At 65.6% G+C, this 15,115-nt stretch carries 14 protein-coding genes; 9 read left to right on the top strand and 5 right to left on the bottom strand.

Annotated elements, in window-relative coordinates:
* Nucleotides 1-545, top strand: a 545-nt coding sequence (locus tag ACH107_RS23115; RefSeq protein ID WP_412507837.1) for an L-threonylcarbamoyladenylate synthase, incomplete at its 5' end; no start/stop codon positions are given.
* A 369-nt stretch (nt 546-914) separates the two neighbouring features.
* Here ACH107_RS23115 and ACH107_RS23110 read toward each other — a convergent pair.
* From ACH107_RS23110 to hemN, 4 genes are all read right to left on the bottom strand, one after another.
* Nucleotides 915-1,073, bottom strand: a complete 159-nt coding sequence (locus ACH107_RS23110; RefSeq protein ID WP_412507835.1) for a hypothetical protein — start codon at nt 1,071-1,073, stop codon at nt 915-917.
* 480 nt (nt 1,074-1,553) lie between these two features.
* On the bottom strand, nt 1,554-2,576 hold the full coding sequence (locus ACH107_RS23105) for an aspartate-semialdehyde dehydrogenase (RefSeq protein WP_310691296.1): 1,023 nt from the start codon (nt 2,574-2,576) through the stop codon (nt 1,554-1,556).
* 63 nt (nt 2,577-2,639) lie between these two features.
* Nucleotides 2,640-3,818, bottom strand: a complete 1,179-nt coding sequence (locus tag ACH107_RS23100) for an MFS transporter (RefSeq protein ID WP_412507833.1) — start codon at nt 3,816-3,818, stop codon at nt 2,640-2,642.
* 66 nt (nt 3,819-3,884) lie between these two features.
* Nucleotides 3,885-5,240, bottom strand: a complete 1,356-nt coding sequence (gene hemN / locus ACH107_RS23095; RefSeq protein ID WP_412507831.1) for an oxygen-independent coproporphyrinogen III oxidase — start codon at nt 5,238-5,240, stop codon at nt 3,885-3,887.
* 63 nt (nt 5,241-5,303) lie between these two features.
* On the opposite strand from hemN, the gene fnrL reads away from it, so the two are divergent.
* A complete protein-coding gene (fnrL, locus tag ACH107_RS23090) occupies nt 5,304-6,047 on the top strand; it encodes a transcriptional regulator FnrL (protein WP_405049847.1) in 744 nt (247 codons plus the stop codon).
* A gap of 47 nt (nt 6,048-6,094) precedes the next feature.
* Here fnrL and ACH107_RS23085 read toward each other — a convergent pair whose 3' ends face one another.
* Complete coding sequence (locus tag ACH107_RS23085; RefSeq protein ID WP_310691292.1) at nt 6,095-6,937, bottom strand: universal stress protein; 843 nt, start codon at nt 6,935-6,937, stop codon at nt 6,095-6,097.
* 201 nt (nt 6,938-7,138) lie between these two features.
* On the opposite strand from ACH107_RS23085, the gene ccoN reads away from it, so the two are divergent.
* The 7 genes from ccoN (at nt 7,139) to ACH107_RS23050 (ending at nt 15,015) form a co-directional block, all read left to right on the top strand.
* Nucleotides 7,139-8,734: a cytochrome-c oxidase, cbb3-type subunit I gene (gene ccoN, locus ACH107_RS23080; protein ID WP_310691291.1), complete on the top strand. Its 1,596-nt coding sequence runs from the start codon at nt 7,139-7,141 to the stop codon at nt 8,732-8,734.
* Between the two features lie 12 nt (nt 8,735-8,746).
* Nucleotides 8,747-9,523 (top strand): cytochrome-c oxidase, cbb3-type subunit II, encoded by a 777-nt coding sequence (gene ccoO / locus ACH107_RS23075; RefSeq protein ID WP_310691290.1) that lies wholly within the window; start codon nt 8,747-8,749, stop codon nt 9,521-9,523.
* 10 nt (nt 9,524-9,533) lie between these two features.
* Nucleotides 9,534-9,752 carry a cbb3-type cytochrome c oxidase subunit 3 gene (locus ACH107_RS23070; protein WP_412507828.1) on the top strand — a complete coding sequence of 73 codons (219 nt, stop codon included), beginning with the start codon at nt 9,534-9,536 and terminating at the stop codon, nt 9,750-9,752.
* Complete coding sequence (ccoP, locus tag ACH107_RS23065) at nt 9,749-10,639, top strand: cytochrome-c oxidase, cbb3-type subunit III (protein ID WP_310691288.1); 891 nt, start codon at nt 9,749-9,751, stop codon at nt 10,637-10,639. Before ACH107_RS23070 ends, ccoP begins: the two co-directional genes overlap by 4 nt.
* 319 nt (nt 10,640-10,958) lie before the next feature.
* On the top strand, nt 10,959-12,377 hold the full coding sequence (gene ccoG / locus ACH107_RS23060) for a cytochrome c oxidase accessory protein CcoG (RefSeq protein ID WP_412507827.1): 1,419 nt from the start codon (nt 10,959-10,961) through the stop codon (nt 12,375-12,377).
* Nucleotides 12,377-12,823, top strand: coding sequence for a FixH family protein (locus ACH107_RS23055; RefSeq protein ID WP_310691286.1), 447 nt, complete (start codon nt 12,377-12,379; stop codon nt 12,821-12,823). The genes ccoG and ACH107_RS23055 overlap by 1 nt, the downstream gene beginning before the upstream one ends.
* A complete protein-coding gene (locus ACH107_RS23050; RefSeq protein WP_412507825.1) occupies nt 12,823-15,015 on the top strand; it encodes a heavy metal translocating P-type ATPase in 2,193 nt (730 codons plus the stop codon). The genes ACH107_RS23055 and ACH107_RS23050 overlap by 1 nt, the downstream gene beginning before the upstream one ends.
* Nucleotides 15,016-15,115: the final 100 nt, after the last annotated feature.

Below are 15,115 nucleotides of genomic sequence, written 5' to 3'. Positions count from 1 at the left end.
GCCGGACCGGGCCGCTGGCCGCGCCATCGGCCAACCCCTCGGGGCAGGTCAGCCCCACGACCGCCGCGCATGTGCTTGACGGTCTGGCGGGCCAGATCGCCGCCGTGGTGGAGGGCGGACCCTGCGCGGTGGGGGTCGAAAGCACCATCGTCGGCTTTCTGCCCGATCCGGTGCTGCTGCGCGCGGGCGGCATCCCGGCCGAGGCGCTGGAGGCTGCCTTGGGCGCCCCCCTGCCCGTGGGCGGCGAGGCAGGCCAGCCGATCTCGCCGGGGCAACTGGCCTCGCACTACGCCCCCCGCGGCACCATGCGGCTGAACGCGACCGAATCCCGCCCGGGCGAGATCATGCTGGGGTTCGGCACGGTGACCGGCGACCTGACGCTTTCGGCCGGCGGCGATATGGTCGAGGCGGCGGCGACGCTCTTTGCGCGTCTGCATGACCTGAACGCCATGGGGGCCGACCGCATCGCCGTCGCACCGATCCCCGAAACCGGCCTGGGCCGGGCGATCAACGACCGGCTGCGCCGGGCAGCGGCCCCGCGGTAGACCTGCGCGGCCCGAAACGCGGCCTGGCCATATCGCTTTGCGGCCCCCGCGATCGAACCTGAAGGTCTTGCAACCACTATCCGGCTGGCCCGTGCCCGCACAAATCGGTGCGCCGACGGTGGTGCGGTCACACGGGCCCGCTTGTGGTCCACGGCGCGGCAACTGGCAGCGGCGGTCAGCCCGCTTGGGCTGGGCCGTCTTTTTGGCGGATAGACAAGAAATGGCGGCACCTGCTGACGAAGAACAGCCCCTGTGCCCAGGCGATGTCCATCCATGTGCACCACGCGGTCATCGACAAGACCGGATCTGGATGCAGGCGTGTCGAGGGTACCTATTTCGCGGTGATATCGGCGTTAAAGGCGGGGCGCATCAAAGCCCTCGCAGGACCCCCAGTATACGTGCATATGCGTCGCGCGCGGGTTCGTCCGAGTAAAGGCGGATGCGTCCGTGCTGCTGCTCGGCGGCCTCGACCAGGTCAACCCAGCGCCCGCCGCGCGCGGCGACCGCGCGTATGGCCGCGATGTCCACGCGCGGATCGGCGGGGTTGTGCAGGGCGTGCACAGGGGCCAGGGCCGGGGCATAGAGATCGGGGTAGGCAAAGCCCCCCGGGGATGCTGACGATGCCGCGCACGGCCGGGCGCGTGCCCATAGGTCAGATCGGTATGCCTGGTGCCGTTTTCCGTTTTCGTTGTTGCCATCATACCGTCAACGTCCTGATCATGCTGCTTTGGACAATATCATGATAGCAGCCCAGAAGCATAGCCTGGGTTTCCCACCCTTGGCGCGCGACCAGCGCCAAAGGTCCCATCCGGCCCGGAGAACCAAACACCTTTACCGACGTGACAGCATATCAACGCGCTTGAGGCGGATGCTAGCGCTCTTCTCGAGGCGCTGCGGTGGGTCAGGGGCTGCGCTGGCGTATGAACGGTGGCCTCCAGCACCATAGACAGCACCAAGAGCCACCGTGGCAACCTGCCCCGCGCACCAGCGCTGCCCTCAGCGGGACGCTCAGCCCTTTTTCAGGCAGCGCGCGCCAAGGGTCTCGGCGATCTGAACGGCGTTCAGCGCTGCGCCCTTGCGCAGGTTGTCGCTGACGCACCAGAAGTTCAGGCCGTTGTCGATGGTGCTGTCCTGGCGGATGCGACTGATGAAGGTGGCAAAATCGCCGACGCATTCCACGGGCGTGACATAGCCGCCGTCCTCGCGCTTGTCGATCACCATGATCCCCGGCGCCTCGCGCAGGATGTCGCGGGCCTCGTCATCGTCGAGGAAGTCCTCTGTCTCGATGTTGATGGCCTCGGCATGGCCGACGAAGACCGGCACGCGCACGCAGGTGGCGGTGATCTTGATCGACGGGTCGACGATTTTCTTCGTCTCGGCGACCATCTTCCATTCTTCCTTGGTCGATCCATCGTCGAGGAAGACGTCGATATGCGGGATCACGTTGAAGGCGATCTGCTTGGGATAGACCTTGGGTTCGTAGTCGTCCGTCGGATTGTAGACGGCCTTGGTCTGGTCCCACAATTCGTCGATGCCATCCTTGCCCGAGCCGGAGACCGACTGGTAGGTGCTGACGACAACGCGCTTGATCCCTGCGCGGTCATGCAGCGGCTTGAGCGCGACGACCATCTGCGCGGTCGAGCAGTTGGGATTGGCGATGATGTTCTTCTTGGCGTAGCCCTCGACCGCCTCGGGGTTCACTTCCGGCACCACCAGCGGCACATCCGGGTCGTAGCGGTAGAGCGAGGAGTTGTCGATCACCACGCAGCCCGCCTTTGCGGCCTTGGGCGCATAGGTCTTGGTCGCGTCCGAGCCGATGGCGAAAAGCGCGATGTCGAACCCGGTGAAATCGAAGGCGTCGAGGTCGCGGGTCTTGAGCGTCTCGTCGCCATAGCTGACCTCGGTGCCCAGCGAGCGACGGCTGGCCAGCGCGACGACCTCGTCAGCTGGAAACTGGCGCTCCGCCAGGATGTTGAGCATTTCCCGGCCCACGTTGCCCGTGGCCCCGACGACGGCGACTTTGTAGCCCATTGGCTTTGGCTCCTGACTTGAAATCGCCTGCCTGATAACGCTGCAGGGCAGAAATTGAAAGGGCTAGTCGGTCCGGTCGCGGCTGAAGGCATAGATCGCCACCCCCGCCAGAAGCAGCGCACCATAGAGCAGAAACAGAGTGGCATAGGGGTCGGCCGGGGTCTCGGCCACCGCGGCGCGGGCGGCATGGACCCGGCCGGTGACGAACTGCATCGCCCCGACGCCCGCGATGACGAACAGGTTCAGCAGGCTCACCCCGCGCCCGGTCAGATGCGCGGGAAAAAAGGCACGGCCATGAGCAATCATCTGCGGGAAGGACGCGCCGAAGAACCCCACCAGCGCTAGCAGGACCGTCACGGTCCAGATGTTGCCGGTGGTCAGGCCCGCCAGCGCGAAACAGGCCGCAGCACCCAGCAGGTTGCCCCCGAAAATGCCCCATTTGCGGGTGCCAAGCCAGCGATCGAGCGGGCCGTAAGCGAAATTTCCCGCGATCATGGCCAGCCCCATGACGAGCGACACCAGCCCGATCCGCGCGGCATCCGCGCCAAAGACATCGGCCATGTAGGGCCCAACCCAGAGTCCACGGGTCCCGGCCGAGGGCGCGTAGTTCACGAACATCAGCGGCAGGATCAACCACAGGGCAGGGATTTTAAGGATATCGAGCACCGAGCCGCGCTTTTCCGCCTCGGCCTTCGGCGGGTCCGTGACGAAGGCCGCGATCAGCGCCGCGATGGCAAGACTGATCGCCGCAAGCCCGAAAAGCGTCCCGCGCCAACCAATCGCCTCGGCCGCCCAGGCCAGAGGCACGGAACTGGCGACGTTGCCCAACGAGCCGACACCAAGGACCACACCCGCCAGCGTTCCGAAAACGGCCGGCGAATAGACCCGCGCGAAGATGAAATAGGAGGCCATGAGCACCGGCGAACAGCCCACGCCCAAAAGGACCATGCCAAAGACGATGTGCAGCGGCGATTGCGCCAGCGCACAGACCAGCGCCCCGCCGGCGCCACCCAGCGCAAAGAGCACCGCCGCAGTGCGCCGCGGGCCGATCCGGTCGAGGGCCGCGCCGACAGGTATCTGCATGGCGGCGAAGACCACGAACCACATGCCTGAGGCATAGGACAGGTCCGCTGGCGTCGCGCCGAGGTCGGCCTTCAGTGCCGGAGCCAGCACCGCGAGAAAGGCGCGGTAGAACTGGCTGAGCACATAAGCCAGAACCAGGCTGACGACCCCCGTTTGCATGTTGTCCCCCTTCGTTGACTGGGGGTCAGGTTGCACGGGACGGCGGCGAGGGCAAGTCGCAGGATGTCAGAGCGCCCGCGAGTGGCGCCCCTCCGGCATGGCGTAGGCGTCCAGCTCGGCCGCCACCAGCCGCGCGACGAGGCGGGCGTTCTCGGTCAGGCGGATGCGGTTGCCGTGCACTTCGACATGGTCGGGAAAATCATGTGGAATATGGCGGACGCGGTCGCGCAGGGCCGTGACGGACAGGCCATGGCGCTGCGACAGCGCGTCGAGGTCCAGCTCGAATCCACACATCAGCATTTCGATCATGTCCGACCTGAGCTGATCCTCGGCGGTCATGGCATGGCCACGCACCGTGGCAAGACGGCCCTCGGCAACGGCCCCGGCATAGGTCGAGGAGGTCGAATGATTCTGCGCGAATCCCTGCGGATAGCGCGAAATGGCCGAAGCCCCCATCCCGATCAGCAGGTCCGAATTGTCGTCCGTATAGCCCTGGAAATTGCGCCGCAATGTACCGGTGCGATCGGCCTCGGCGAGGGTGTCGCCCTCGCGGGCATAGTGGTCGATGCCGATCTCGCGATAGCCGTCCCAGACGAAGAGCCGCCGCGCGGTATCGAAAAGCGCCAGGCGTTCCTCGGCGTCCGGGAGGGCGTCGGCACGGATCAGGGCCTGGCGCTTGGCCATCCACGGCACATGAGCATAGCCATAGAGTGCCACCCGGTCCGGGGCCAGGGAAAGCACCTTCTGCACGCTGTCGGCCATGCGCCCCTTGTCCTGATGCGGCAGGCCATAAAGAATATCCATGTTCAGGCTGTGAACCCCGGCGGCGCGCAGCATATCGACGACGTCCAGGGTCTGCTCGAAGCTCTGCTGGCGGCCGATGCACTCCTGCACGACCGGATCGAAGTCCTGCACACCGATCGAGGCCCGGGTCATACCGATGTCCTTGAGGGCCTCGATCCGCGGCTGGTCCACCTCGGTCGGGTCGATCTCGACCGAGAACTGGCAGTCTTCGGCCCAGGGCCGAAAACCGCCGATGTCACGGCCAAGATCGCGAATCATGTTGGGCGGCAGAAGCGTCGGCGTGCCGCCGCCCAGGTGCACCTGGCTGAGCACCACGTCCTGCGGCAGGTTCGCGTCAATGATCGCCATCTCGGCACGCAATTGGTCGAGATAGGGGATCAGCGGACGGTCGGTGCTGGTGCCCTGGGTCCGGCAGGCGCAGAACCAGCACAGGCGCCGGCAATAGGGAATATGCAGGTAAAGCGAGACGCGCGCCCCCGAGGGGACGGCCTGCAACCATCCTGCCACGGTGGCGGGGCCGACATTATCGTCAAAATGGTTGGCGGGCGGGTAGCTGGTGTAGCGAGGTGCCCTCGCGTCAAAGAGGCCCAAACGCCTCAGTCTGTCGATGGATGACATTGCTAATTCCTATTCGTTCGCGTTACGCTTGACCCGCTCTCCATGCGAACGGGAACCAAAGCTGTGTCTATTTCGCTGTCGACAACGGATACCCGTTGCGCCGATTGCCCGATCCGTCACCGGGCGGTCTGTTCCAGTTGTACCGACGACGAGTTGCTGGAGCTGGACCAGATCAAGTATTACCGCATCTATGCCCCCGGCCAGACGATTGCCTGGGGTGGCGACGAGTTGACCTTCGTCGGATCGGTCGTGCGCGGTGTCGCCTCGCTCAGCCAGACGATGGAGGACGGGCGCACCCAGATGGTGGGGCTGATGCTGCCTTCCGATTTCGTCGGCCGCCCCGGACGCACATCGGTGCCATACGACGTCACGGCGGTGTCCGAGATCACGCTGTGCTGTTTCCGGCGCAGGCCCTTCGAGAAACAGCTTGCAGAAACGCCGCATCTTTCGGAACGGCTTCTGGAAATGACGCTCGACGATCTGGACGCGGCGCGCGAATGGATGCTGATCCTTGGCCGCAAGACCGCGCGGGAGAAGATCGCGAGCCTGCTGACGATCATCGCGCGGCGCGAGAAAAGCATGGAATTTGCCGCCCAGGGCGACTCGGTGGTCATCGACCTGCCGCTGACCCGCGAAGCGATGGCGGACTACCTCGGGCTGACGCTGGAAACCGTCAGCCGCCAGATTTCCGCGCTCAAGCGCGAGGGGGTCATCGAGCTGGACGGCAAGCGTCGCATCATCGTGCCCGACATGCCCGCCCTGATGGAGGAGACCGGCGACGACATGGACGGCGGCCTGATCGCCTGACCGGGCGGACCGAGAACGAAGTGCCGCGGCGGTATCCGTCATCGTGATCAATGGGCCATCAGAATCGGCACGGTGGCCGTTTCCAGCATTTCGCGGGTGGGGCCGCCCAGAACGGCCTCGCGCATGCGCGAATGGCCATAGGCCCCCATTATGATCATCTCGGTGCCGTGCTCGGTCACGAAGCGGTTCAGCACCCCCGAGACCCGCGGCAGCGTCTTGGCAAGGATCGAAACCTCGGATTTCACCCCCTGCCGGGCCAGCATCAGGCAAAGCACACCACCGGGGTCCGAACGTTCGGGCGAATGGCTGGGTGGATCGACCATGACGATATCGGTGTGGTCGGCCTCGCGCAGCACCGGCAGCGCCTTGCGCACGGCCTCCAGGCATTCGTCACTTTCGTCCCAGGCGATCATGGCTCGGTCCAGGGGCTCTGTGAAATCGCAGGCGGCCCGCGGCACGACCATGACCGGCGCCCCCGTACCGAAGAGCGCGGCCTCCAGCGTCAGGACCTGAAGCTGGCTCGCCCCCTCGCCGTAGGGCTGGGCCGCCACGACAAGGTCGGCGTAGCGGGCCAAGCGCGCTACGGTGCCGTCGAGGCCCATCGTCGTCACCACGGCCGGGGCCACCACAGCGGACAGGTCATAGGTGGCAAGCACACCCTCGGCCCATGCGACAAGATCATCGGCGCTCTGGCGCGCCTCGTCCGTGCCGGGGTCCAGCACCACGGCAGCGGTGCCCACCGGCATGGCCTCGTAGTGGGCGGGGTCGATCCCCAGCGCATGGACATCCAGATGAGCCCGCTCGCGCACGGCGATTTCGGCAGCGGCGGTCAGGGCGGGCGCATCGGCGACTGAATCAGTCACGATCAGGGAAATAGTCTTGTAGGCCATGGCGGATCCTCGGGTCTGGCACGCCGATCCATCGGGCGGTCGTGAGCATTGAACGCTTTCATCTCTAACAACCCAGCGCCCGGATTTACTTGACATGGATCAAGGCTCTGGCTCTCTCGAAATGGGACACCCCGGAAGCATAAGTATCTGCCCGGACGTTTCCGATCTGTCGCGCCCGGGCCAACGAAGGGAACGCACGTCATGTGGGATTGGATCAAGATCGCGGTCCTGGGCATTACTGCCCTGATGGCCGCAGTGGCGGCGAACTTTGCGAGGGACCTGGCTTTTCAGGTGCACGCATTGATCGTCATGGCCGTCGCCGCCGGTTTGTTCATTTATACGGTGAGAACCGCGGGGGACGAGAGACCGGCGCCGTCCGGATACATGGACGGGGTTGTGCGCGCCGGCGTCATCGCCACGGCCTTCTGGGGTATCGCAGGGTTCCTGGTGGGGACGTTCATCGCCTTCCAGCTGGCCTTTCCGCAGCTCAACTTCGATTTCCTGCAAGGCTACGGCAACTTCGGTCGCCTGCGTCCGCTGCACACATCGGCCGTGATCTTCGCCTTCGGAGGTAACGCCCTGATCGCGTCGTCCTTCTATGTCGTGCAACGCACCAGTGCCGCCCGGCTCTGGGGCGGCAATGCCGCGTGGTTCGTCTTCTGGGGGTATCAGCTGTTCATCGTTCTGGCCGCGACCGGCTACCTGATGGGGGCCACCCAGTCGCGTGAATATGCCGAACCCGAATGGTACGTGGACCTCTGGCTGACCATCGTCTGGGTCGCCTACCTCGGTGTCTTCCTGGGCACGATCATCAAGCGCCGCGAACCCCACATCTACGTGGCAAACTGGTTCTACCTGTCCTTCATCGTGACAGTCGCCATGCTGCACGTGGTCAACAACCTGGCGATTCCGGTCTCGCTGGTCGGGTCCCGCTCGATCAGTGCCATGGCCGGGGTGCAGGACGCCATGACCCAATGGTGGTATGGCCACAACGCGGTGGGCTTCTTCCTGACCGCAGGCTTCCTTGGCATGATGTATTACTTCGTGCCCAAGCAGGCCGAACGGCCTGTGTTCAGCTACAAACTGTCGATCATCCACTTCTGGGCGCTGATCTTCATCTACATCTGGGCCGGTCCGCACCACCTGCACTACACGGCGCTGCCCGACTGGGCCTCTACCCTGGGCATGGTGTTCTCGGTCGTGCTCTGGATGCCCTCCTGGGGCGGCATGATCAACGGGCTGATGACGCTCTCGGGCGCCTGGGACAAGATCCGCACCGACCCGATCATCCGCATGATGGTCATCTCGATCGGCTTCTACGGCATGTCGACATTCGAAGGGCCGATGATGTCGATCCGCGCGGTCAACTCGCTGTCGCACTACACCGACTGGACCATCGGCCACGTCCATTCCGGCGCCCTGGGCTGGAACGGGATGATCACCTTCGGCGCGCTCTACTTCCTGACGCCGCGCCTGTGGAACCGCGCCCGGCTCTACAGCCTGTCCCTGGTCAACTGGCACTTCTGGCTCGCCACCATCGGCATCGTGCTCTACGCGGCCTCGATGTGGGTCACGGGCATCATGGAAGGCCTGATGTGGCGTGAAGTCGACGCGCAGGGCTTCCTGGTGAACTCCTTCGCCGACACGGTCAGCGCCAAGTTCCCGATGTACGTGGTGCGCGGCCTGGGCGGGGTGCTCTACCTCACCGGTGCGCTGATCATGTGCTACAACCTTTGGATGACGGTCCGCGGGCAGAAGCAAGTCTCTGCCACAGCCGCCGCCACCCCCGCCGAATAAGGAGACCGAGAAATGTCCATTCTCGACAAGCACAAGGTGCTGGAGAAACACGCCACGCTGCTGCTGGTCTGCAGTTTCCTGGTGGTGACCGTCGGCGGTATCGTCCAGATCGCGCCGCTGTTCTACCTCGAGAACACGATCGAGGAAGTGGAGGGCGTGCGTCCCTACACCCCGCTGGAACTGGCGGGCCGGGAAATCTACGTCCGTGAGGGCTGTTATGTTTGCCACAGCCAGATGATCCGCCCCATGCGCGACGAGGTCGAGCGCTACGGGCACTACTCGCTGGCGGCCGAGTCGATGTATGACCACCCGTTCCAGTGGGGCTCCAAGCGGACGGGGCCGGACCTGGCCCGCGTCGGCGGGCGCTATTCGGATGCCTGGCACGTCGATCACCTGATGGACCCGCAGGCCGTGGTGCCGGAATCCGTGATGCCGCCCTACGCCTACCTCATGGAGGCGGAGATCACGCCCGAGCACATGGACGACCTGCTGCGCGCGCAGGCCATGGTGGGCGTGCCCTACACCGACGAGATGATCGAGAATGTGGAGGCGGACTTTCACGCCCAGCTCGACCCCGCCTCGGAGGGCTATGACGGGCTGGTGGCGCGCTACATCACAGACGACAATCCCGACGACGACCGCGAACCGCGCAACACCATCGTGGCGCGCAATTATGATGGGCAGGAGGCCGTGACCGAGATGGACGCCCTTGTGGCCTATCTGCAGATGCTCGGCACGCTGGTCGATTTCTCGACCTTCACGCCCGAAGAAGCCGCGATGCCGCGCTGAGGAGAGACCGATGGAAACCTATTCCCTGCTTCGCCAATTCGCAGACAGCTGGATGCTTCTGGCGCTGTTCATCTTCTTCCTCGGGACCTGGGTCTGGGCCTTCCGGCCCGGGTCGCGCCGGGTGCACGAGGACGCGGCCAATACCATTTTCCGCCACGAGGACGCCCCCGCGGAGGACGATGGCGACCGGTCGCAGGACGCAACCACCGACCCGGAGGGTCAGAAATGAGTGAAAAGCAAAAATATGATGGTGTCGAGACCACCGGTCACGAGTGGGATGGCATCGAGGAATTGAACAATCCGCTACCGCGGTGGTGGGTCTGGGTCTTCTACGCCACGATCGTTTGGGCGATCGGCTATTCCATCGCCTATCCGGCCTGGCCCGGCATCAAGAGTTCGACCGCCGGTCTGCTGGGGTACTCGACCCGCGCCAACGTGGCCGAGGACATCGCGGCGGTGAACGAACAGAACGCCGCGCTGCGCACGGAACTGGCCGATGCGGACCTTGCCACGCTTGTCGACAACCGCGACAGCGATGTCTATAGCTACGCGGTCAACGGTGGCCGGGCGGTCTTCGCCGCCAATTGTTCCCAGTGTCACGGGTCGGGCGCCAATGGCGTGGCCCCGGCAAACGGCTATCCCAACCTGCGCGACGATGCCTGGCTCTGGGGCGGTGCGGTGGACGAGATCGCCTTCACCGTCGCCCACGGCATCCGCAACGAGCAATCGCCCGATGCACGCTGGTCTCAGATGCCCGCCTTCGGCGACATCCTTCCCCCTGAAGAGGTGGACCAGGTGGTCCAATACGTCCTGTCGTTGTCGGGCAACGAAACCGACGCGGCGCTGGCCGACGCGGGGGCCGCAGTCTTCGAGATGAACTGTTCCTCCTGCCACGGGGCCGAGGGCAGGGGCGACCCCTTCGTCGGCGCCCCAAACCTGACCGATGCCATCTGGCTGTACGGCGGCGACGAGGACAGCGTGACCGAGACGGTGATGAACTCGCGCTTCGGCGTCATGCCGGCCTGGTCCGAGGACCACCGCACCGGCGCGGGCCTCAGCCCCGACGAGGTCAATGCCGTGGCCGTCTACGTCCATCAGCTGGGCGGCGGCCAGTAAGTGATGTGCCGGGGGCCCTGCAGCGGCTTCCGGCACGGGCGGACCCGGGACCTGTTCGCGCATTCCCCCGGGTTCGCCCCTTCCCGGTTGGGAGGGCTAATCCCCTGGGGGCCGACCCGCCCTGGGGGACTTGCGCGGCCCGGCGGCGTTGCAAAGTGTCGCAGCGCGCCGGCCTCGCGCGGGGCAAAGGCCGTGCATACATGCGAAGGTGAAACCAGAGCCGCAGCTACGGCTTTTCGGTTGATTCAGGTCAAAGCCACGTCTTGGTCATATCGGCGAAACCTGTTCCCACGCGAACAGTCACCAACAGGATGATTCCATGAGTTCGAGCGAAGAACAGTCGCTTTACGCCAAGCGCGAACCGGTCTTTCCGCGCCGGGTGAAGGGCAAGTTCCGCACCCTCAAATGGTGGATCATGGCGGTGACTCTGGGCATCTACTACCTGACGCCCTGGATTCGCTGGGACCGGGGCCCGTCGCTGCCTGACCAGGCGGTTCTGGTCGACATGGCGAACCGGCGCTTTTTCTTCTTCTGGATCGAGATCTGGCCGCATGAATTCTATTTCATCGCCGGGCTGCTGATCATGGCGGGGCTGGGGTTGTTCCTGTTCACCTCGGCGCTGGGGCGGGTCTGGTGCGGCTACACCTGCCCGCAGACCGTCTGGACAGACCTGTTCATTCTCACCGAACGCTGGATCGAGGGCGACCGCAACGCGCGCGTCCGTCTGTGGAAAAAGACGTGGGACACGGAAAAGATCCGCAAGCGGGCCGCGAAATACGTCGTCTGGCTGTTGATCGGGCTGGCCACGGGCGGGGCCTGGATCTTTTATTTCGCCGACGCGCCGACCCTGTTGCAGAACCTCGTGACCGGGCAGGCACACCCCATCGCCTACACGACCATGGGTATCCTGACCTTCACCACGGTCTTCATGGGCGGCATCGCGCGGGAACAGGTCTGCATCTACGCCTGCCCCTGGCCCCGGATCCAGGCCGCGATGATGGACGAGGACACGATCACCATCGGCTATCGCGAATGGCGCGGCGAACCGCGCGGCAAGGGCAAGACCCGCGAGGGCCTGGGCGACTGCATCGACTGCAATGCCTGTGTCAATGTCTGCCCCACGGGCATCGACATCCGCGACGGCCAGCAGCTGGCCTGCATCACCTGCGGCCTGTGCATCGACGCCTGCGACGAGGTGATGGAAAAGATCGGCAAGCCGCGCGGATTGATCGACTATTTCACCCTGCGCGACGAAGAGGTCGAACGCGCCGGCGGCCAGGCCAAGGACTTATGGCGCCACATCTTCCGGCCGCGCACCGTGCTTTATTCCTCGCTCTGGGCAGCAGTGGGCGTGGGGCTGGTCGTGGCGCTCTTCGTGCGCTCCGAGATCGACCTGACCGTCCGGGCCGAGCGCAACCCGCTGTTCGACCAGATGTCGGACGGCTCGGTGCGCAACACCTACGAACTGCGCCTGCGCAACATGACCGGCGATGACCGCCCCTTCCGGATCACGGTTACGGGCGATCCGAGGCTTTACCTGCAGATCGAGGGCACGCCTTACGAGACCGTGCAGGTCGAGGCCGACGAGATGCTGATTCAGCGGGTCTATGTCACCGCGCCGGCCGGGTCCGAGGCGGCCCAGGACACCCGCACGGACTTCCGCATCTGGGTCCAGGATCTGGAAAGCAACGAGCGCACCCATGAGGACACCCACTTCAACGGATTGGAGAGCAGATAATGGTTATCACCGGCCGCAAGGTACTGACCGGGTTCGTGCTGGCGTTCGGCCTGATCATCGGGGTCAACATCACGCTGGCCGTCTCTGCCGTGCGCACCTTTCCGGGGCTGGAGGTCGAGAACTCCTACGTCGCCAGCCAGAACTGGGATGAAGAACGCGCGGCTCAGCTTGCCCTGGACTGGACCGTGGATGCCGTGGTGCGTGACGAGATGCTGACGCTCAGCATCACCGACGCTGAGGGCGCGCCGGTTGAGGTACAGAGCCTGGGCGGCACCTTCGGCCGGGCCACCTCGGTCCGCGATGACCAGACCCCGGATTTCGAGTTCAACGGCGAGTCCTATGTTGCCCCGGTCGAAACCGCGGAGGGCAACTGGAACCTGCGGCTCGAGGCCGTGGCCCCGGACGGAACGGACTTCCACCAGCGTGTGGTGGTCCTGGTGGAGTGATGGCAAGCACCGATTTCGAAACCGGGGCCGCGGCCTGCCCGGGCTGTTCCATGGCCAGCGTCGCCGCGCAACATGCGCGGCAACAGGCTGCGGACGCCGATGAGACGATCCTGGTCTCCTTGCCGACGATCCACTGCGCCAGTTGCATCAACACGGTCGAACAGGGGCTTCTGGCCCTGCCCCATGTCCGCGACGCCCGGGTCAACCTGACCCGCAAGCGTGCCACGGTTCATGCCGCCCCCGGCACAGATGCGGCCGATATCGCCGCCGATGTGGAGCGCCTCGGCTACGAGGCCCACGTTCTCGATTCCGCGACCCTGTCGAGCGATGCCGCCGACCGCGCCGGAAGCGATCTGCTGATGCGCCTCGCCGTGGCCGGTTTTGCCTCGATGAACGTGATGCTGCTGAGCGTCGCGGTCTGGTCGGGGGCCGAGGGCGCCACGCGCGACCTGTTCCACTGGATTTCCGCCGCCATCGTGATGCCGGCCGTGGCCTTTTCGGCGCAGCCCTTCTTTCGCAACGCCTGGACCGCCCTGCGCGCCGGGCACCTGAACATGGACGTGCCGATCTCGCTGGCGATCCTTCTGGCGCTGGTCACATCGCTCTGGGAAACGTCACTGTCCGGCGAACACGCCTATTTCGACGCCGCCATCGCGCTGACCTTCTTCCTGCTTACGGGGCGCTACCTGGATCACCGCACCCGGTCCGTCGCGCGCTCTGCTGCCCGCGAACTGGCCGCGCTGGAGGTGCCGAAGGCCTGGCGCGTGACGGGCGACGGCGACGAGAAGGTCGACGTCTCGACCCTCGCCGTGGGCGACCTGATCCGCGTTCACGCGGGGGCGCGAATGCCCGTGGACGGGGAAATCACCACGGGCACCTCGGAACTCGACCGGTCGCTGCTGACCGGCGAAACCGTGCCCGTCTATGCCGAACCCGGCCGCGCGGTCAGCGCGGGCGAAGTCAACCTGACAGGCCCTCTGGTGATCCGCGCCAGCGCCGTGGGCCGCGACACCTCTCTGCACCGCATGGCCGATCTGGTGGCGGTCGCGGAATCCGGGCGCTCGCGCTATACCTCGCTGGCCGACAAGGCGGCCAAGCTCTATGCCCCTGGGGTGCATATCCTCTCGGCGCTGGCCTTCGTGGGGTGGCTTGTCTACTCGGGCGACCTGCGCGTGGCGCTCAACATCGCCGCTGCCGTGCTCATCATCACCTGCCCCTGTGCCCTTGGCCTTGCGGTTCCGGCTGTCACGACAGCCGCCTCGGGGCGCCTGTTCCGGCACGGATTGTTGATCAAGAATGCGACCGCCCTGGAACGCCTGGCCCAGGTCGACATGGTCATGTTCGACAAGACCGGCACGCTGACGGCGGGCACCCCCGTCCTGACCAATATCGAAACGCTACCGCCGCGCGACCTGCAAATCGCCCTGGCCCTGGCCGAGGGGTCGTCGCATCCACTGTCCAAGGCCATCGTGCAGGCGGCCCGCGATGCCGGGGTCGCCCCGGCCGACGTCACCGACGTTGCCGAAGTGCCGGGCCACGGCACGGAAGGTATCTGGCAGGGCCGCACCGTGCGGCTGGGCCGGGCCGCCTGGGTTGGGGGCGGGTCGGTGGACCAGACCGCCGCCTGGCTGCGGGTTGGCGAAGACACACCGAGGAGCTTGCTGTTCACCGACCGGCTGCGCGAGGGGGCCGCCGAGACCGTCGCGGCATTGAAACGGAAGGGCCTGCGCGTCATCCTGATGTCCGGCGACAGCCCCCAGGCGGCGCAGTCGCTGGCCGGGACGCTGGGCATCGAGGACTGGACAGCCGAGGCCCTGCCCGCCGACAAGGCGGCCCGCATCGAGGCCCTGAGTGACGAGGGCGCCAAGGTCCTGATGGTGGGTGACGGGCTGAACGACACTGCAGCCCTGACCGCCGCTCATGCCTCGATCTCGCCGGCTTCGGCGCTGGACGCGGCGCGGGTGGCCTCGGACATCGTGCTTCTGGGGTCGACCCTGGGCCCCCTGCCCGAGGCCATCTCGACCGCCGGGCGCAGTGTCCGCCGCATCCGCGAGAACTTCACAGTGGCCACCTGGTACAATATCATTGCGGTGCCGTTGGCGGTGGCGGGCCTGTGTTCGCCCCTGATCGCGGCGCTGGCCATGTCGGCCAGCTCGATCACCGTGTCCCTGAACGCCCTGCGCGTGAGGTAGGTGTTCCATCCCGGATGATCACATAGCCCCTCGTCGATCTGCGCTTTTCATGGCACGATCTGTTTTGAACGAGTTGCGAGACGGGAGATCGACATGCTGA

This window comes from Roseovarius halophilus (ex Wu et al. 2025), assembly GCF_047086965.1.
The sequence above is the reverse complement of the archived record's forward strand: the minus strand, read 5'-3'. Positions and strand labels throughout refer to the sequence as shown.

Bases quoted from the DNA above. Each gene is read 5' to 3' on its own strand.
- ACH107_RS23105 (WP_310691296.1), bottom strand. From the start codon at position 2,576: ATGGGCTACAAAGTCGCCGTCGTCGGGGCCACGGGCAACGTGGGCCGG.
- ACH107_RS23100 (WP_412507833.1), bottom strand. From the start codon at position 3,818: ATGCAAACGGGGGTCGTCAGCCTGGTTCTGGCTTATGTGCTCAGCCAG.
- hemN (WP_412507831.1), bottom strand. From the start codon at position 5,240: ATGTCATCCATCGACAGACTGAGGCGTTTGGGCCTCTTTGACGCGAGG.
- ACH107_RS23085 (WP_310691292.1), bottom strand. From the start codon at position 6,937: ATGGCCTACAAGACTATTTCCCTGATCGTGACTGATTCAGTCGCCGAT.
- ccoN (WP_310691291.1), top strand. From the start codon at position 7,139: ATGTGGGATTGGATCAAGATCGCGGTCCTGGGCATTACTGCCCTGATG.
- ccoO (WP_310691290.1), top strand. From the start codon at position 8,747: ATGTCCATTCTCGACAAGCACAAGGTGCTGGAGAAACACGCCACGCTG.
- ACH107_RS23070 (WP_412507828.1), top strand. From the start codon at position 9,534: ATGGAAACCTATTCCCTGCTTCGCCAATTCGCAGACAGCTGGATGCTT.
- ccoP (WP_310691288.1), top strand. From the start codon at position 9,749: ATGAGTGAAAAGCAAAAATATGATGGTGTCGAGACCACCGGTCACGAG.
- ccoG (WP_412507827.1), top strand. From the start codon at position 10,959: ATGAGTTCGAGCGAAGAACAGTCGCTTTACGCCAAGCGCGAACCGGTC.
- ACH107_RS23055 (WP_310691286.1), top strand. From the start codon at position 12,377: ATGGTTATCACCGGCCGCAAGGTACTGACCGGGTTCGTGCTGGCGTTC.
- ACH107_RS23050 (WP_412507825.1), top strand. From the start codon at position 12,823: ATGGCAAGCACCGATTTCGAAACCGGGGCCGCGGCCTGCCCGGGCTGT.